Annotated in this window: 16 protein-coding genes; all 16 read right to left on the bottom strand. The window is 67.8% G+C overall.

Going from position 1 to position 14,604, the window contains the following annotated elements; translation table 11 throughout:
• Positions 1-13: 13 nt before the first annotated feature.
• Positions 14-1,156 (bottom strand): flagellar type III secretion system protein FlhB, encoded by a 1,143-nt coding sequence (gene flhB / locus ACLBWL_RS02175; protein WP_447789836.1) that lies wholly within the window; start codon positions 1,154-1,156, stop codon positions 14-16.
• A 15-nt stretch (positions 1,157-1,171) separates the two neighbouring features.
• Positions 1,172-1,945: a flagellar biosynthetic protein FliR gene (fliR, locus tag ACLBWL_RS02180; RefSeq protein ID WP_447789838.1), complete on the bottom strand. Its 774-nt coding sequence runs from the start codon at positions 1,943-1,945 to the stop codon at positions 1,172-1,174.
• A gap of 232 nt (positions 1,946-2,177) precedes the next feature.
• Complete coding sequence (gene fliQ, locus ACLBWL_RS02185; protein ID WP_055874447.1) at positions 2,178-2,447, bottom strand: flagellar biosynthesis protein FliQ; 270 nt, start codon at positions 2,445-2,447, stop codon at positions 2,178-2,180.
• A 3-nt stretch (positions 2,448-2,450) separates the two neighbouring features.
• Positions 2,451-3,197 (bottom strand): flagellar type III secretion system pore protein FliP, encoded by a 747-nt coding sequence (gene fliP / locus ACLBWL_RS02190; protein WP_183128832.1) that lies wholly within the window; start codon positions 3,195-3,197, stop codon positions 2,451-2,453.
• Between the two features lie 200 nt (positions 3,198-3,397).
• Complete coding sequence (locus ACLBWL_RS02195) at positions 3,398-3,652, bottom strand: flagellar biosynthetic protein FliO (protein WP_056054129.1); 255 nt, start codon at positions 3,650-3,652, stop codon at positions 3,398-3,400.
• A gap of 5 nt (positions 3,653-3,657) precedes the next feature.
• Positions 3,658-3,948, bottom strand: coding sequence for a flagellar motor switch protein FliN (gene fliN, locus ACLBWL_RS02200; RefSeq protein WP_447789841.1), 291 nt, complete (start codon positions 3,946-3,948; stop codon positions 3,658-3,660).
• Positions 3,945-4,907 carry a flagellar motor switch protein FliM gene (locus ACLBWL_RS02205; protein ID WP_447789843.1) on the bottom strand — a complete coding sequence of 321 codons (963 nt, stop codon included), beginning with the start codon at positions 4,905-4,907 and terminating at the stop codon, positions 3,945-3,947. The genes fliN and ACLBWL_RS02205 overlap by 4 nt, the downstream gene beginning before the upstream one ends.
• Before the next feature lie 3 nt (positions 4,908-4,910).
• On the bottom strand, positions 4,911-5,531 hold the full coding sequence (locus ACLBWL_RS02210) for a flagellar basal body-associated FliL family protein (RefSeq protein WP_447789845.1): 621 nt from the start codon (positions 5,529-5,531) through the stop codon (positions 4,911-4,913).
• 16 nt (positions 5,532-5,547) lie between these two features.
• Positions 5,548-7,464 carry a flagellar hook-length control protein FliK gene (locus ACLBWL_RS02215; protein ID WP_447789847.1) on the bottom strand — a complete coding sequence of 639 codons (1,917 nt, stop codon included), beginning with the start codon at positions 7,462-7,464 and terminating at the stop codon, positions 5,548-5,550.
• A gap of 73 nt (positions 7,465-7,537) precedes the next feature.
• Entirely contained in the window at positions 7,538-7,960 is a 423-nt protein-coding gene (locus tag ACLBWL_RS02220; protein WP_447789849.1) for a hypothetical protein, read from the bottom strand.
• Position 7,961: 1 nt separating this feature from the next.
• The gene (locus ACLBWL_RS02225) at positions 7,962-9,287 is read right to left on the bottom strand and encodes a FliI/YscN family ATPase (protein WP_447789850.1); all 1,326 of its coding nucleotides are present in this window, start codon (positions 9,285-9,287) and stop codon (positions 7,962-7,964) included.
• Entirely contained in the window at positions 9,281-10,030 is a 750-nt protein-coding gene (locus ACLBWL_RS02230; protein ID WP_447789852.1) for a FliH/SctL family protein, read from the bottom strand. Before ACLBWL_RS02230 ends, ACLBWL_RS02225 begins: the two co-directional genes overlap by 7 nt.
• Complete coding sequence (gene fliG / locus ACLBWL_RS02235) at positions 10,023-11,033, bottom strand: flagellar motor switch protein FliG (protein WP_447789854.1); 1,011 nt, start codon at positions 11,031-11,033, stop codon at positions 10,023-10,025. The genes ACLBWL_RS02230 and fliG overlap by 8 nt, the downstream gene beginning before the upstream one ends.
• Positions 11,030-12,706: a flagellar basal-body MS-ring/collar protein FliF gene (fliF, locus tag ACLBWL_RS02240; RefSeq protein WP_447789856.1), complete on the bottom strand. Its 1,677-nt coding sequence runs from the start codon at positions 12,704-12,706 to the stop codon at positions 11,030-11,032. Before fliF ends, fliG begins: the two co-directional genes overlap by 4 nt.
• Position 12,707: 1 nt before the next feature.
• Positions 12,708-13,037, bottom strand: coding sequence for a flagellar hook-basal body complex protein FliE (gene fliE / locus ACLBWL_RS02245; protein ID WP_447791950.1), 330 nt, complete (start codon positions 13,035-13,037; stop codon positions 12,708-12,710).
• Positions 13,038-13,069: 32 nt separating this feature from the next.
• Positions 13,070-14,392 (bottom strand): sigma-54 interaction domain-containing protein, encoded by a 1,323-nt coding sequence (locus ACLBWL_RS02250; RefSeq protein ID WP_447789858.1) that lies wholly within the window; start codon positions 14,390-14,392, stop codon positions 13,070-13,072.
• Positions 14,393-14,604: the final 212 nt, after the last annotated feature.

Here is a 14,604-nt window from a genome sequence, read left to right on the forward strand (position 1 = left end):
GCCGCCGCGATCTTTAGGCCTGTTTCATCCCGTTTTCGTCGAATCGCGCGTCCTTCGGCACGGTGACGAACGGCTGCACGCCGCCGGCCGTGCCACCCGCCGCGGCGTTCAGTCCGAACACGAAGGCGAGCACGGTCGCGATCGCCATGTAGAGGTCGTCGCGGACCTCCTGGTTTTCTTTGCTCGTGTAATAAATCGCGCGCGCGAGCATCGGGTATTCGAGCACCGGCACGCGACCCTCCGCGGCGAGTTCGCGGATCGCCAGCGCGGTCGCGCCGCGGCCCTTGGCGACCACCACCGGCACCTGATCCTTGCCGCGATCGTAGCGCAGCGCCACGGCGAAGTGCGTCGGGTTGGTCAGCACGACATGCGCCTCCGCGACCGACTTGCGCAGGCCGCCGCTCGCCATCGCGCGCATCTTGGCACGCATCTGGCCCTTCGCCTCGCCATTGCCCTCGGTCGACTTGTGCTCGTCCTTCACCTCCTGCTTCGACATCCGCATCTTGCCCAGGCGGCGGATGATCTGGATCGGCAGGTCGATGCCGGCGATCGCGCACAGCCCGAACGCCATCGCGATCAGGATCGCCTTGAACGTGCCGCCGAGCGTCGACAGCGCCTGGTTGAGATCGGCGGACGAGGCGAGGCCCATCGTCGTATGCGCGGCGTTCCACAGCATCCAGCCGCCGATCGTGCCGAGCAGGATGACCTTCAGCAGCGATTTGCCGAGCTCGATCCAGCCGTTCGATCCGAAGATCCGCTTGAGGCCGGCGGCCGGGTCGACCCGGCTGTATTTGGGCGCCATCAGCTTGCCGTTGAAGCCGAGCGAGCCGAGCCCGGCCTGGCTCAGGATCGCAGCGGCGATGGTGACGACGAACAGGCTGACCAGCGACGGCGCCAGCTTGCCGCCGGCCTCCATCAACGGCCGCCACGGCGAGAAATCCTCGACATCGGCGTGGGTGAACTGGAAGCTCGACGCCATCACCTGCGTGCAGGCGGTGATCAGCGACGGGCCGGCGTAGATCAGCCAGCCGACGCCCGCGACCATGCTGAGCGCGGTGGCGAAATCGCGCGAGCGGAGTATGTCGCCCTTTTCGACCGCATCCTTCTTGCGCTTGGCGGTTGGCGATTCGGTTTTTTCGCCGCTGTCTTCAGACATGGTGCGCCTCGGACATCAGCCGAGCACCAGATTTTCAGTGGCGGACAGCCCTTCGCGGACGATGACGAGCATATAGTCGCCCATCGTCGGGAACGCGATCGCCAGCGTGACGACGCCGACCGCGAGGCTGGCGGGCAGGCCGACCGCGAACAGGTTCAGCGCGGGCGCGGCGCGGCTCAGCATGCCGACGACGATGTTGAGGCACAGCAGCAGGAAGCCGACCGGGAGTGCGAGCAGCAGACCGGCGAGAAACGCATAGCCACCGAAGAACGCGATCGCCTTCAGCCGCTCGACGCCGATCCATGCGGCCCCGGGCGGGAGGACGTCGTAGCTGCGGACGATCAGGTCGATCAGGATCAGGTGGCCGTCGACCGACAGGAACAGCAGCGTCAGCATGATCGAGAAGAATTGGCCGAGCGCGGGCGAGGACTTGCCGTTCTGCGGGTCGATCGAGGAGGCGAAGCCGAGCCCCATCGCGCCGCCGATCACTTCGGCCGCGATCATCGGCGCGGCGAACGCGATCTGGAGCACGAAGCCGAGCGCGAGCCCGACCAGCGCTTCGGCGGCGGCGGACAGCATCGTCGTGACGCTGAAGATGTTGTCCGGGGGCACGATCGGGTGCGCCGCGAGGACGAGGAACCCGATCGCGCCCGACAGCGTGACACGCACGGTGACGGGCACCGAGACGTTGCCGAACACGGGCGCGGCGATGAACGTCGCGCCGATCCGGATCATCACGAAGAAGAGCGCCCAAAGCTGGGGCTCGATCGATAGGCCAAAGCCCAACACGGCTAAATCCCCCTCCCGCTCGCGGGAGGGGGCAGAGGAGGGGGCGACGTACGTACTGGCGTCCGGTCGGTGGGGCACGCCCCTCCCCCGACCCCTCCCGCAAGCGGGAGGGGAGTAGTAGATGCGGTCACGTGGCCCCGCCGCGGCAAAGCCGCGTCGTCGGACCTCGGCGGTGCCGAGACCGGCCGGGCTTGCGCTAGCAGCGCGGACGTGGCCGCGCTGGCGCTGCGCCTCACTTCACCAAGTCCGGGATGCGCTCGAAGATCCCGATCGTGAAATCGCTCAGCAAGCCCAGGATCAGGCTCCCGAAGATCAGGATCGACACCGCGACCACGACCAGCTTCGGCACGAACGACAACGTCTGCTCGTTGATCGACGTCGCCGCCTGGATCATGCCGAGGATCAACCCAGCTAACAGCGCCGGGATCAGGATCGGCGCGCTGGCGAGCGCCAGCACCCACATCGTCTGGTTGGCGACGGTCAGGAAATATTGCGCGTCCATGGGTCAGGTCGCGAACGAGTTGGCGAGGCTGCCCATCGTCAGCGCCCAGCCGTCGACCAACACGAACAGCAGCAGCTTGAACGGCATCGAGATGATCGTCGGACTGAGCATCGCCATGCCGAGCGACATCAGCACGGTCGCGACGACCAGATCGATGACGATGAACGGCAGGAAGATCAGGAAGCCGATCTGGAACGCGGTCTTCAGCTCGGATGTGACGAACGCGGGGAGCAGGACCGAGAACGGGATGTCGAGCGACGACGCGTAGGGGCCGGACTTGGCCATCTGCGCGAACATCGTGACGTCCTTGACGCGCGTCTGCTTGACCATGAACGCGTGCAAGGGCACGCCCGCGGTGGTGATCATCTGCGTGCCGGCGAGCTTCCCCGCGGCATAGGGCTGGATCGCGGTCGTGTTGATCTGGTTGATCGTCGGCGCCATGATGAAGAACGACAGGAACAGCGACAGCCCTAGCAGCACCTGGTTCGGCGGGGTCTGCTGTAGTCCGAGTGCCTGGCGCAGGATCGCGAGCACGATGATGATCCGCGTGAAGCTGGTCATCATCAGCAGGATCCCCGGCAGGATCGTCAGCAGCCCCATGATGATGAGGACTTGCAGCGATAGCGACAGCGAGCCGCTCTGGCCGGTATTGCCCGCGGCCTGGCCGCCAAGCTGGCCGAGTGCGCGATCGACCGCGTCGCCGACGGCGGGGTTGGTCGGGGCGGGGACGCCTTGCGCGAACGCCGGCATCGCGAGGAACAGGGCGAGGAGGAGAGCGAGCCCTATCCACACTAAACTGTTTCCCCGCGAACGCGGGGATCCAGGGTTACGGATCGCGCCGTTCGTGGCTCCTGGATTCCCGCGTTCGCGGGAAAACGGGGAGCGCTTCGGCGCGGTAAACAGGGCAGGACCCGAGCCCTTGCGCGTCACCGTCGGACGAGTGATCGCGCTCATGCGTCGACCTTGTCGATCAGGTGCACGCCGCCACGGCCGACCGAGACGAGCAGCCGACGGCCCTCGAAATCGATCACCGCAAGGCGCAGGCCCGGCGAGATCATCATCGTTTCCTTGACGCCGATCAGCCGCGTCGACGGCTTGCCCGGGATCCGGCTCTCGAACTTGCGCCACAGGTACAGGCAGCCGAACATCAAGCCGCACACGAGTGGCAGCAGGATCACGAGCTTGAGGATATAGGTCCAGAGCATCGGGATCAGCCGCGCTTGTCGGGGCTGACGAGCTCGGTCATCCGCACGCCGAAGCGCTCGCCGACCGTGACGACTTCGCCGCGACCGATCAGCGTGCCGTTGACGAACACGTCGAGCAGCTCGTTCGACTGGCGATCGAGCTCGATCACGCTGGATTCGCCGAGCGCGAGCAGTTCGCGCAAGGTCAGGCTGGTCGAGCCGATCTCGACGGTCAGCTTGACATCGACATCCTGGAGCAGCCGGAAATTGGCGGCCACCGCGGCGTCTACCGGAAACCCGCCGGTCATGTCGTTCATGCTGCAAATCCTTCGTCGAAACGGGTAATCGAGGTGAGCTGGATGGCCGCGAAGCCATTGGAGGTGCCGACCGTGCCGCAGCCCAGCCGGTTGTTGCCGACCATCACCGGCACGTCGCCCGAGATCGTGATCGGGATCACGTCGCCGGGCTTGAGGTCCATCAGCATGGTCAGCTTGACGACCGGCTCGGCGAGTACCGAGCGGATCGGGAAGCGCACGTTCATCGCGGCGCGCGTGAGTTCGGTGCGCCACGCCGGATCAGGTTCGGCCGACTTGCCGACGACCTTGGCGGTCAGCGACGGCGCATGCGGTTTCAGCGCGGACACGGGATAGACGAGATCGAGGAACACCGGCTTCGCGGCGCCCGCGGCGATCCCGAAGCGCGTGACGATCATCGCGTCCTCGCCGTCGAGATCGGCGATCATCGCCGGGTTCACCTCGACGCGGGTCGGCAGGAAGTCGAACCGCGCCATCGGCTCCCACGCGGTCTTGAGCGGCGCGGCGATCATCTGGCCGATCCGCGCGACCATCGCTTCTGCGGCGGGCGAGAACTCGGTCGGCAGCGTGTGCGGCGCGGCACCGGTGCCGCCGAAGAACATGTCGAGCATCTCGAGCACGAACTTGCCGTCCATGATGCACAGCGCCTGCGCCATCCCCGGCGTCATGATCAGCGGCAGCCACGCGGTCAGCGTATCGCTGCGCTCGGCGCGGTAATCGGTGAAGCGCTGGACCACCAACGGCTCGGCCCAGCAGCGCACTTCCTGGCGCAGCAACGGCTCGAACACGCCGCGCAAACCGCGTGCGAACCGTGCCGATAGATGCTGGAGCGAATGCAAGTCGCCGAACGGATTGAGCTTGGCCCCGCCGAGCACGCCCTGGTGCAGCACGCCGCCCTGGGGCGCGCCGGAGCGATCCCGGTCGCGCCGTTCGCGCGTCTTTGCTGAGCCCTCGTTAACCATGCCTCACTGAACAACGAAACTGGTAAAGTAAACGTTACCGATCCCGCCAAAGCCTTCCTTCTGCTTGAGCGTATCGTTGATCGCCTTGGCCAATCTGACCTGCAATTGCCGCTTGCCCTCGCTGCTCATCACCTGCTCCTCGGTGGTGTCGCCGAGCGCCATCAGGACCGCCGAGCGGACCGCGATATCGTTGGTCTTGAGGTTGGTGATGACGGTGTCGTCGTATGGCGTCGCGACCGCGATCCCGACCTGAACGAAGTGCACCGAATCCTGGAGATTCGAGGTGAATTCCTTCTCCATCGGATAATAGGTCGAGGCATATTTGTCGCCGCCCTCTCCTGCGGGGGGCTTCATCCCGTGGTTTTCGGGGGCGGCCTCGTCGCTGCCATGGCCACCGCCTTCGCCTTCTGTCGGATGCTTCTGCTCGCTCTTGGGCACGAGCTTGGGCTTGCCGTCGTCGACGGCGGCATGGCTGCCGCCGAGCAGACCTGCGCTCGACGCATAGACGCCCGCGCCGACGCCGCCGCCGACCAGTACGATCAGCGCGACGCCGCCAATCAGGATTGTCTTCATCTTGCCCTTTTTCTTCGGGGCGGCGTCGGCAGTATCTTTCTTGTCGCTCATGTCAGGGTCCTTTGGGTCAAGCGATTCGGGTGTCGTCGATGGCGTCCGCGATCACCGCGGAGGCCGTCGTCGTGCGATTCGGAAGCTGTGATGGGGCGGGTGCACGCTGCTGGCCGGGGCCGGTATTGCCGTCACCGAGCGCACCCTGGCCGAGTTTCAGACCGCGTGCTTCGGCGAGTTCGGCAAGCCGCGGCTGCGCGTCTGCGAGCAACGTGCGCGTCGCGGCCTGATCGGCATTGAAATGGACGTGGACGGTGTCGCCGTCCTTGCGCATCGAGACATCGATCGCGCCAAGTGCGTCGGGGATCAATCGGATCCGCGTATCGGTCGCATCGGCGGCGTCGCGCAGGATCTCGATCCGTTCGATCATCGCATGCGGCCAGCGCTCCTGCCGCATGTCGAGCGGGGTGTGTTGGGCCTCGGCGGTCTTGATCGTCGGCTGCGATACAGGGGCGCCGGCGGCGAGCGAGGGCGCGGTCGGATCGGTCGTGTCGCGCTCGTCGCGTGCCTTGGTGGCGGCCTGGATCGCGGCGCCGAATACCTGGCTGGCCGACGCGACGGTGCCCGGTTGCGGCTGGACCGCGGCGGGGAGCGCGAGCGCGAGCGCGACGGGGGTGGTCGCGTCGGTGGCGACCCAGCGCGGCGTGGCGACCGGCGTCGCATCTGTGACGATCGCCGGCGATACGGCCATCGATGCCTGGCCTATCGATTGCGCGGTCGATCCCTGTTCGATCGCAAGACCGGGTGAGAGGATCACGCTTGAGGGCACGGCCGCCGCCAGCGCCGCGATCTGCGAAGGCGGACTCGCGACGGGCGGACTGGCAACCGGGATGCCGGGTGATATGCCGACCGGCGTGACTTGCGGCGGTGAGGTCCGGCCGGGATCGAGCATATGCACCACAGGTCGCGCCAAAGCCGGGGCGACGGGTAGCGCGCTGCGCTGAACGGCTGGGCCTGGCGTTACGGGCTGTGGCGTGATGGGCCCTAGCGTTACGGGCCCTAGCGTTACGGGACGGGGCGTCGCCGGGATTTGCGCAATGGGGACTGGCGCGACAGGGATCGTCGAAGGCACAGCGGGTTCTGCCCGCGCGATTTTTGCCGCCTTGCGGGAGGGCGTTGGCGCCGGGGCGGTCGGTGTCGACGTCGGTGCGGTGACGTCCGGCTCGGCCACCGAGAGAGGCTTCGCGGCGACGGCGCTCGTACCGATTGGCTTCGCGCCACCGATTGCCGATCCGGCGACGGCGACGGCGTCATTGGCCTCGATCGTCCGGGTGCCTTCGGTGCGGGGCAGGGGGGCTAGCGGCACTACCGGAAGGACGGTCGAGCTTGCTTCGACGGGGGGCAAGGCGATTGCGGGCGGATCGATTGCAGGCTGCGCGACCGCGATCACAACGGAGGAAGCCGGCTGATCGACGGGCGTCGCATCGGCGACGTCGGCCGACGGGGTCGTCGGGGTGTCGTCCGACGGGGTCGTCGGGGTGTCGTCCTTGGCCTTGCCGCCGCGGGGCGCGATCGCGAACGCCGCGGGACGCGCTGCACCTGGATTAGGACGCGGGGTGATGGTGCGTGTGGCGACATCGGGCGTCGCGGGCTCCGGATTTGCCGGGATTACCGGCTGTGCGAGCGTTAGCGATGTCGTGCGCGGACCTGCCGCAAGCGGTTCGGCGAGGAGGGTGACGATCGCCGGTACGATCGATTGCGTGGCCTCCGTCACACTCGGCGTCGGCAAGGTGTTGCCGGTAGCGGCGGCGTCCTGCCGGATGATCGTGCCGGACGACGGTACCGGAATCGCGACGATCGGCATCGGCGGGGTCGGCGGGGCCGGCGGCCCTTCCGCGGTTGCGTCGTCGTTCGCCTGCGCGAAGGATGCCGCGAAATCGCCCGACGTTGGACCATTTGGCACGGTCGTCGACCGCGCCGGGGTCGGCAGCATGGGAGAAAGGGTCGCGGTCGGGCTCATGCAGGATACTCGTTCGGGCGGCGGCACGGCGCCAGTCCGCTACCGCTCAGCAAGGATCGTGCCGAACCTTTCGAAACGCCGGCGATTCTTCCATCGCGCGGATCGCTTTCAGCACCGCATCCGCATCGGCGCGCGCAAGCAGCTTCTCGACTGCGGTCTGATCGCGCTTGGCGGCGCGGGTCGCTTCGGCGGCGCGGCCGACATGAAGTTCGGCCGCCTGCATCCGCTCGACCGCGGCATCGGCGGATTTCTGCAGGCGCTCGCGGTAATGCGCGGCGGCGCCCAGCGACACCGCGACCTGAGTCTCGTGAACCGGCGCGACGGCTTCGACGAGCAGCGCGATCCGGCCCGACAAGGTCTGTTCGCTGGTGAACTTATCGTGCGCGCGCGCTTCGTCGGCGCGGGTCAGGCCCAGCTGGAGCGTGCGGACGCGGTGGATGCGGGCGAGGGTCTTGCCGCGCTTGTCCATTTCAGTCGCCGAAGATGCCGGTCAGTTCCGCGACCGCGTCACCAAGCGAGACGTTGTCGTCGGCATCCTGGCGGATATATTCCATGACCGCGGGGTGGCACGCGATCGCCGCATCGATCGCCGGATCGGCGCCGTGGCGATACGCGCCCATCAGCACGAGATCGCGGTTCTCCTCGTAGGTGGCGAGGTGGCGGCGCAGCGTGCGGGCAGCCTTGGCGTGCGGCGCGTCGACGATGTCGGTCATCACGCGGCTGACCGACGGGCCGATGTCGATCGCCGGGTAGACGCCGCGCTCGGCGAGCTGGCGGTTGAGGACGATATGGCCGTCGAGGATCGAGCGCGCCGAATCGACCACCGGGTCGTTGCCGTCGTCGCCGTCCGCCAGCACCGTGTAGATCGCGGTGATCGAGCCACCGGTGTGGACGTCGACGCCCGCCCGCTCGATCAGGTTCGGCAGCATCGCGATCGCGCTGGGTGGATAGCCGCGCGCGGACGCGGGTTCGCCCAATGCGAGGCCGATCTCGCGACCGGCATGCGCGACGCGGGTCAGCGAATCCATGATAAGGAGCACTTTCTTGCCCTCGTCGCGGAAGGCTTCGGCGATCGCGTGCGCGCGGAGTGCACCGCGGATGCGGAGGACGGGCGAATGGTTGGCGGGGACGGCAACGACGACCGAGCGAGCGCGGGCTGCGCCGGCGACCTTGGTTTCGAGGAAGTCGGCGACTTCGCGGCTGCGCTCGCCGATCAGGCCGATCACGATCACGTCGGCCTGCGCGGCGCGGACGATCATGCCGAGCAGCACCGATTTGCCGACGCCCGAACCCGCCATGATGCCGACGCGCTGGCCCTGGCCGATCGTCAGCAGGCCGTTGATCGCACGCACGCCGACGTCGAGCGGTTCGCGCACGCGACCACGATCGAGCGGCGACTGGAGTTTCCCCGCGAGCGGCCAGCGTCCGGCGCCGCGGATCGGACCGAGCCCGTCGATTGGCTTGCCGGCACCATCGACGACGCGACCGAGCAGCGCGGGACCGACCTCGGCCTCGCCCGGCGCACCGATCGGCTTGACCGGCGCGCGTGGCAACAGCGCCGCCGCTCCGCCGAGGTTCATCATCAAGGTGCGGCCGTTGCGAAAGCCGATGACCTCGGCCTCGACGCTCGCCGCGCCCTCGCCGACCTGGCAGACGGTGCCGACCGGTAACGTCAGTCCGACCGCCTCCATCAGGAGCCCGTCGAACGAGGCTAGGCGGCCGGAGACTTTCGGCTTGGCGACGAAATCGGCATTGGAGAGGGTTTCGAGATAATCGGCGGTGAAGCGGTTCAACATTTGGGCACCGGCACGCGGTCGATCGCGTGCGCCAACTGGTCGAGCCAGAGTTCGGGACCGTCCTCGACGATCGTCGACGCGCTTTCGAGCACGAAGCTGCCGCGCGCGATACCGGCATCGCCCGCCGCGAAGATCGATTTCGGCAGGCGGCCTTCAAGTAGCGCGACGTCGTCGGGGTGGACGCGGAGCAGCGCGGATTCAGCCGAGTCGGCCAACAGGTCGGCGGCGGTCTCGACCCGGCCCGCGAGTACGTCGGGCGCGATGCCGACTTCGCCGACCACTTTCGAGACGAGGAAGAGCACGGTCTGACGGAGCTGCCCGGCGATCCGTTCGCGGTCGATCCGGTCGGCACCGAGCGCGGTGGCGAGATCGCCGAGCAACGCGGTGTCGCGCGCTGCGGATTCGCGCGCAGCGGCGGCCGCCGCGGCGAGCCCTTCCTCGTAGCCGGCAGCATGCGCGGCGGCGAGCGGATCGATGAACGACGATTCGCTGACCGGATCGAGCGGATCCCAGCCGGCGGTCGGGTTCGCGTCCTTGTCGGCCGGGCTGAAATGGCGCGGCGTGCCGTGCTCGCCGACCGGCTCCTGGCTGAAATGCTGCGAGAAGGGCTGGGCGGGACGGATGGTCGCACGCTCGCGGATATCCGCGGCGGCGAAACCGGACGGCGGCGCGAACGCGCTGGCGAGGACGTTGGCAGCGGTGGTGTGGCGCGACGCGAAGCCCGCGGTGAACCCGTTAGACATAATCGTCCTCGCCCCCGCCCATCTGGATCGTGCCGTCCTTGGCGAGACCGCGCGCGATCGCGATCATCGCCTTTTGCGCTTCGAGCACCTCGGCGAGCTTCATCGGCCCGCGGGCCTCCATCTCGTCGCGGATGCCGTCGGCGGCGCGCGCCGACATGCAGCCGAGGAAGCGGTTGCGGATCGTCTCGTCGACGCCCTTCAGCGACTTGGTCAGGATCTCGCTGTCGACGTTGCGGATCAGCGTGCCCAGATTCTTGTCGTCGAGGTCGAGCAGGTTGTCGAAGATGAACATCGCCTCCTCGATCGCCTTGGCGACGTCGCGGTCGATCTTGAACAGCTTGGGCATCACGCGCTGTTCGGTCGCTTTCCGCGCACCGGACAGGATCTTGGCCGCCTCGCGCGTGCCGCCCAGCGTCACGCCGGCACCCGCCGAACTGGTGCTGGTGCGGTTGGCGAGGACGGTCTTCAACGTCTCGACCGCCTCGGGCGTGATCGGTCCGAGCCGCGCGATGCGGTGGAGAATATCGGGCTGGATCGCGTCAGGCAGCAGTTCCAGGACCTGGCCGCCGATCGACGCGTCGAGATTGGCGATCAGGACCGCAGCGATCTGCGGATGCTCCTTCTCGATCATCGCAGCGATCTCGGGCGCGTCGAGCCAGTCGAGCAGCTCGAGTTCGCACACCGCCTCGGCAGGCGTGATCCGCGCGAGGACGCTTTCCGCCTTCTCGCGACCGAGCGCACGGTTCATCACCGCCTCGATCTTGGGACGCGGGTCGAAGCCGATCGCCGTGCGTTCGCGGGCATGGCCGACGAAATCGTCGAGCACGTCCTCGACCTCCTGCTCGGACACGTCGGCGACCTTGAACATCGCCGCGCCGAGCTGGCGGACCTCTTCGGGTTCGAGCTTCTGGAGGATGGCGGCGGCCTCCTCCTCGCCAACCAGCATCATCAGCACGGCGGCGCGCTCGACGCCGGTATAGGTGCGGAGAACGGCTTCGCTCACTTCGCGTCGGCCTTGATCATGTCGCGGACCGCAAGTGCGGCGCGGGTCGGGTTATCGCGGGTGAAGCCGCGTACCGCACCGATCCGGTCGTCATAGCCACGCGTGTTCTCGAGCTGGTCGAGGCTCACCGGTGCGGCGACTTCCATGCCGTTGGGCGTGCCGTCGGGATTGGTCCCGCCGATCGGCTGACCCAGCGCAGGCCGCGAGGTCGCTTCGTCGCGCTTCTTCATCAGCGCCTTGGCGATCGGGCGGACGCCGAGCAACAGCACCAGCAGCGCGATCACGATCGCAGTGCCGTTGCGCGCAAGCACCGGCAGCCAGGCATTGTCGTACCAGGCCGGGCCGCTCGTCGCCGACGCATCCGCGCCGGCAAACTTGCGGCTGATCACCGTGACGTTGTCGTTGCGTGCCGCATCGAACCCGACCGCGCTCTTCACGAGATCGCTGATCTGGTTGATTTCCATCGCGGTGCGGCGCGACTTGTCGGGATCGCGGAGCAGCACCGCGACCGACAGGCGCTTGACCCCGCCCGGCGTGGCGCGTGTCACCGACACTTCGCGGCCGAGGTCGTAGGCGCGCTGATACTGGTCGGACTGCTTCATCGGATCGGGTGCCGGACCGCCCGCGATCGGAGGGCCGGGATTGCCGTTCTGCGCTTGCGGGGTCGACAAGGTGCTGGCCGATGGCGGCGCGTTGCTCAAGGCGCCGGGAATACCGCCCGGGCCGGCGGCGGCGCCGTCCTTCTGGTTGCCGGTCCAGCTGCCGGTTTCGGCGCGCAGCACACCCTGCTTTTCGTAGCTTTCGCGCGTCGCCTGGCTTTCGTCGAGATTGACGTCGGCCTGCACCTCGGCGGTGAAATTGCCCGCGCCGACCAGCGGCGTGAGCAGCGCGATCAGCTGCGTGCGGTATTTGTCCTCGATACGGCGCTGGATATCGATCCGCGCATCGCTGGCAGCACCCGCGGCGTCCGCGTCACCGGCCTTGGTGAGCAATGCGCCCATCTGGTCGACGATCGTCACCGCCTCGGGCTTCATCCCCGGCACCGACGAGGCGACGAGGTTGATGATCGAGCTGACCTGCGCATCGCTCAGCGACCGCCCGCCCTGCAGTTTGAGGATGACCGACGCCGACGGCGCGGCGTTGTCGCGGACGAACACGGAGGCTTCGGGCATCGCGAGATGCACGCGCGCCTCGGCGACCGCATCGATCTCCTCGATCGACTTGGCGAGCTCGGACTCGCGCGCCTGGCGGAGGCGCTCGCCTTCGACGGCGCGGCTGACGCCCATCGGCAGCTGGTCGAGGATCGCGTAGCCGCCGGGCGCGGCCTTGGGCAGGCCCTGGCCGGCGAGCAGCATTTTCGCGCGACTATAGTCTTCCTCGGCCACGGTCAGCGCACCGGTGCCATCGTCGATATGGCTCTTGATGTTCGCAGTGGTCAGCGCGGAGGTGACCGCGGCCTTGTCGGAGTCAGGCAGCCCGCTGAACAGTGTTTTCTGCGTCGGCGTCGACAGGCTCATCCACGCGAGCGCGGCGGCCGCAATGAGTCCGACCATCAGCGCCATCGGCAGCGAACGGCGCACGGCCGGCTGCGCGAACGCGCTCCTGATCTGCTGAAGAGGGTTGGCGAACCGTTCGGTGCCGCCGGGCGAAGTGGGGATGAGTGCGGTGCTCATGTCAGACCGGCATGCTCATGATATCCTTGTAGGCGGACAGCAGCTTGTTGCGGACCTGCAACGTCGCCTCGAACCCGACGCTGGCCTGCTGGCGGGCGAGCATGACCTTGGCGATGTCGACCGTCTCGCCGCGCTCGTAGCTTTCGCTGATCTTGGCGGCCTGGGTCTGGCCTTCGTTGACGCTTTTCAGCGCGGTTTCCATCGTGTCGATGAAGCTGGCCGGCTTGGCCGCTTCGGTCGGCGCGGCATTGCCGGTGGCGCCGGCGCGCGAGAGCGCCTGGTTGCGTTCGAGGATCTGCGAGCGCAGCGCCATCACGCGGTCGACGCTCATCGCGCCGCCGCCACCGATTCCGGAGACGCCGCTCACGCCGAGGCGGCCCAGTTAGCGTTGCCCCAATTCTGTGCGCTGCCGATGTCGTCGCCCTGCTCGCGCGCCTTGGCGAGGCGGTAGCGCAGCGTGCGTTCGGAAATGCCGAGACGCTTGGCGGTCTCGATGCGGCTGCCGTTGCACGCCTTCAGCGTCTCGCGGATCGCGGCGAACTCGCTCATCTGGACGATGTTGCCCAGCGTCTCGGGCTCGGCCGGTGCAGCGGCTGCGACCGGGACGATCGATGCCACGGGCGCGCTGCGCTGAAAGGTCAGCGACACCGGGCGATCGAACACGATATGGGTCGCCTCGATCGTGTCGCCTCCGCAGAACAGCAGCGCGCGCTGGATCACGTTCTCGAGCTCGCGGACGTTACCCGGCCAATCATGCGCCATCAGCTGGTCGATCGCGGCGTGGCTCGGCCACGGCACGATGCTGCGGTTGCCGGCATGGCGCAGGATCAATGTCGCGGCGAGCGCCGGAATATCCTGCGGGCGCTGCGCGAGCGGCTTGGTCGAAAGTGGGAAGACGGCGAGGCGGTAATAGAGATCGGCGCGGAACCGGCCGGCAGCGACTTCGGCGTGGAGGTCGCGGTTGGCGCAGGCGATGACGCGGACGTCGATCGGCTGCGGCACCGAGGCGCCCAGCGGCACGACCTCGCGCTCCTGCAACACGCGGAGGAGCTTGGCCTGCAACTGGAGCGGCATCTCGGCGATTTCGTCCAACAAGATGGTGCCGCCATTTGCTGCGCGGAAGAACCCGTCGCCGCCCGACGATGCGCCCGTGAACGCACCCTTCTGGTGCCCGAACAGCAGCGCCTCGAGCATCGATTCGGGGAGCGCGGCACAATTGATCGCGATGAACGGCTTGTCTTTCCGCGCCGAGCCGTTGTGGATGGCGCGGGCGAGGACTTCCTTGCCGGTGCCGGTCGGACCGTTGATCAAAACCGTGATGTCGGCGGCCGCGACGCGTTCCGCCAAGGCGAGCAGCGCGAGTGATTCGGGGTCCGCGGCGGTCGGCATCTCGGGGCCGCCGATGAGGGCACGCGCGAAGCCGTTGCCGACCGCGGCATCGTCGGCGGTGAAGCTGATCCGCGCCGCCATGCCGTCGCGCGACGGGGTCACCTGACGACCCTCGCAGCCGATCACCACGGTGCGCGCGGGGGCGGTTATGCCCTCGCCATCGGCCACCAGAAACAGGTCGTTCGGGCCGGGCTGGCCGGTTTCGAACGAGCCCACGCCGAAGCCCTGAGCGCGCAGCGACGAGACGAGCGCGTATTTTCGCGAAGTGACTGCGGCTGATGGAAAAATCGAACGCATGGTGTTCCCCCTGGACGATTCGGGGAATGCGGCATTGGTGGTAAACTTGTGGTTAAACGCTGCCGCTTGCCGGCAGATATATTCCGGGCGCGGTCGCGGGGACACACAGGCGCGCATCCGCGCGCGCGACCCTGCCTGCGCACACGTAGAGGCGTGCCTGCGCACGCGGAGGGGACCGTTTGAACGGCGGTTCGGCGGGGCGATTTTTTTCC

The organism is Sphingomonas sp. M1A8_2b, from assembly GCF_053345535.1.

Bases quoted from the DNA above. Each gene is read 5' to 3' on its own strand.
- fliN (WP_447789841.1), bottom strand. From the start codon at position 3,948: ATGAACGACATGACCGGCGGGTTTCCGGTAGACGCCGCGGTGGCCGCC.
- flhB (WP_447789836.1), bottom strand. From the start codon at position 1,156: ATGTCTGAAGACAGCGGCGAAAAAACCGAATCGCCAACCGCCAAGCGC.
- ACLBWL_RS02250 (WP_447789858.1), bottom strand. From the start codon at position 14,392: ATGCGTTCGATTTTTCCATCAGCCGCAGTCACTTCGCGAAAATACGCG.
- ACLBWL_RS02205 (WP_447789843.1), bottom strand. From the start codon at position 4,907: ATGGTTAACGAGGGCTCAGCAAAGACGCGCGAACGGCGCGACCGGGAT.
- fliF (WP_447789856.1), bottom strand. From the start codon at position 12,706: ATGAGCACCGCACTCATCCCCACTTCGCCCGGCGGCACCGAACGGTTC.
- ACLBWL_RS02225 (WP_447789850.1), bottom strand. From the start codon at position 9,287: ATGTTGAACCGCTTCACCGCCGATTATCTCGAAACCCTCTCCAATGCC.
- ACLBWL_RS02215 (WP_447789847.1), bottom strand. From the start codon at position 7,464: ATGCTGCCGACCCCGGCGCGGTCGACGACCGTGCCAAATGGTCCAACG.
- ACLBWL_RS02230 (WP_447789852.1), bottom strand. From the start codon at position 10,030: ATGTCTAACGGGTTCACCGCGGGCTTCGCGTCGCGCCACACCACCGCT.
- ACLBWL_RS02210 (WP_447789845.1), bottom strand. From the start codon at position 5,531: ATGAGCGACAAGAAAGATACTGCCGACGCCGCCCCGAAGAAAAAGGGC.
- ACLBWL_RS02195 (WP_056054129.1), bottom strand. From the start codon at position 3,652: ATGCTCTGGACCTATATCCTCAAGCTCGTGATCCTGCTGCCACTCGTG.
- fliE (WP_447791950.1), bottom strand. From the start codon at position 13,037: ATGAGCGTCGACCGCGTGATGGCGCTGCGCTCGCAGATCCTCGAACGC.
- fliP (WP_183128832.1), bottom strand. From the start codon at position 3,197: ATGCCGGCGTTCGCGCAAGGCGTCCCCGCCCCGACCAACCCCGCCGTC.
- ACLBWL_RS02220 (WP_447789849.1), bottom strand. From the start codon at position 7,960: ATGGACAAGCGCGGCAAGACCCTCGCCCGCATCCACCGCGTCCGCACG.
- fliQ (WP_055874447.1), bottom strand. From the start codon at position 2,447: ATGGACGCGCAATATTTCCTGACCGTCGCCAACCAGACGATGTGGGTG.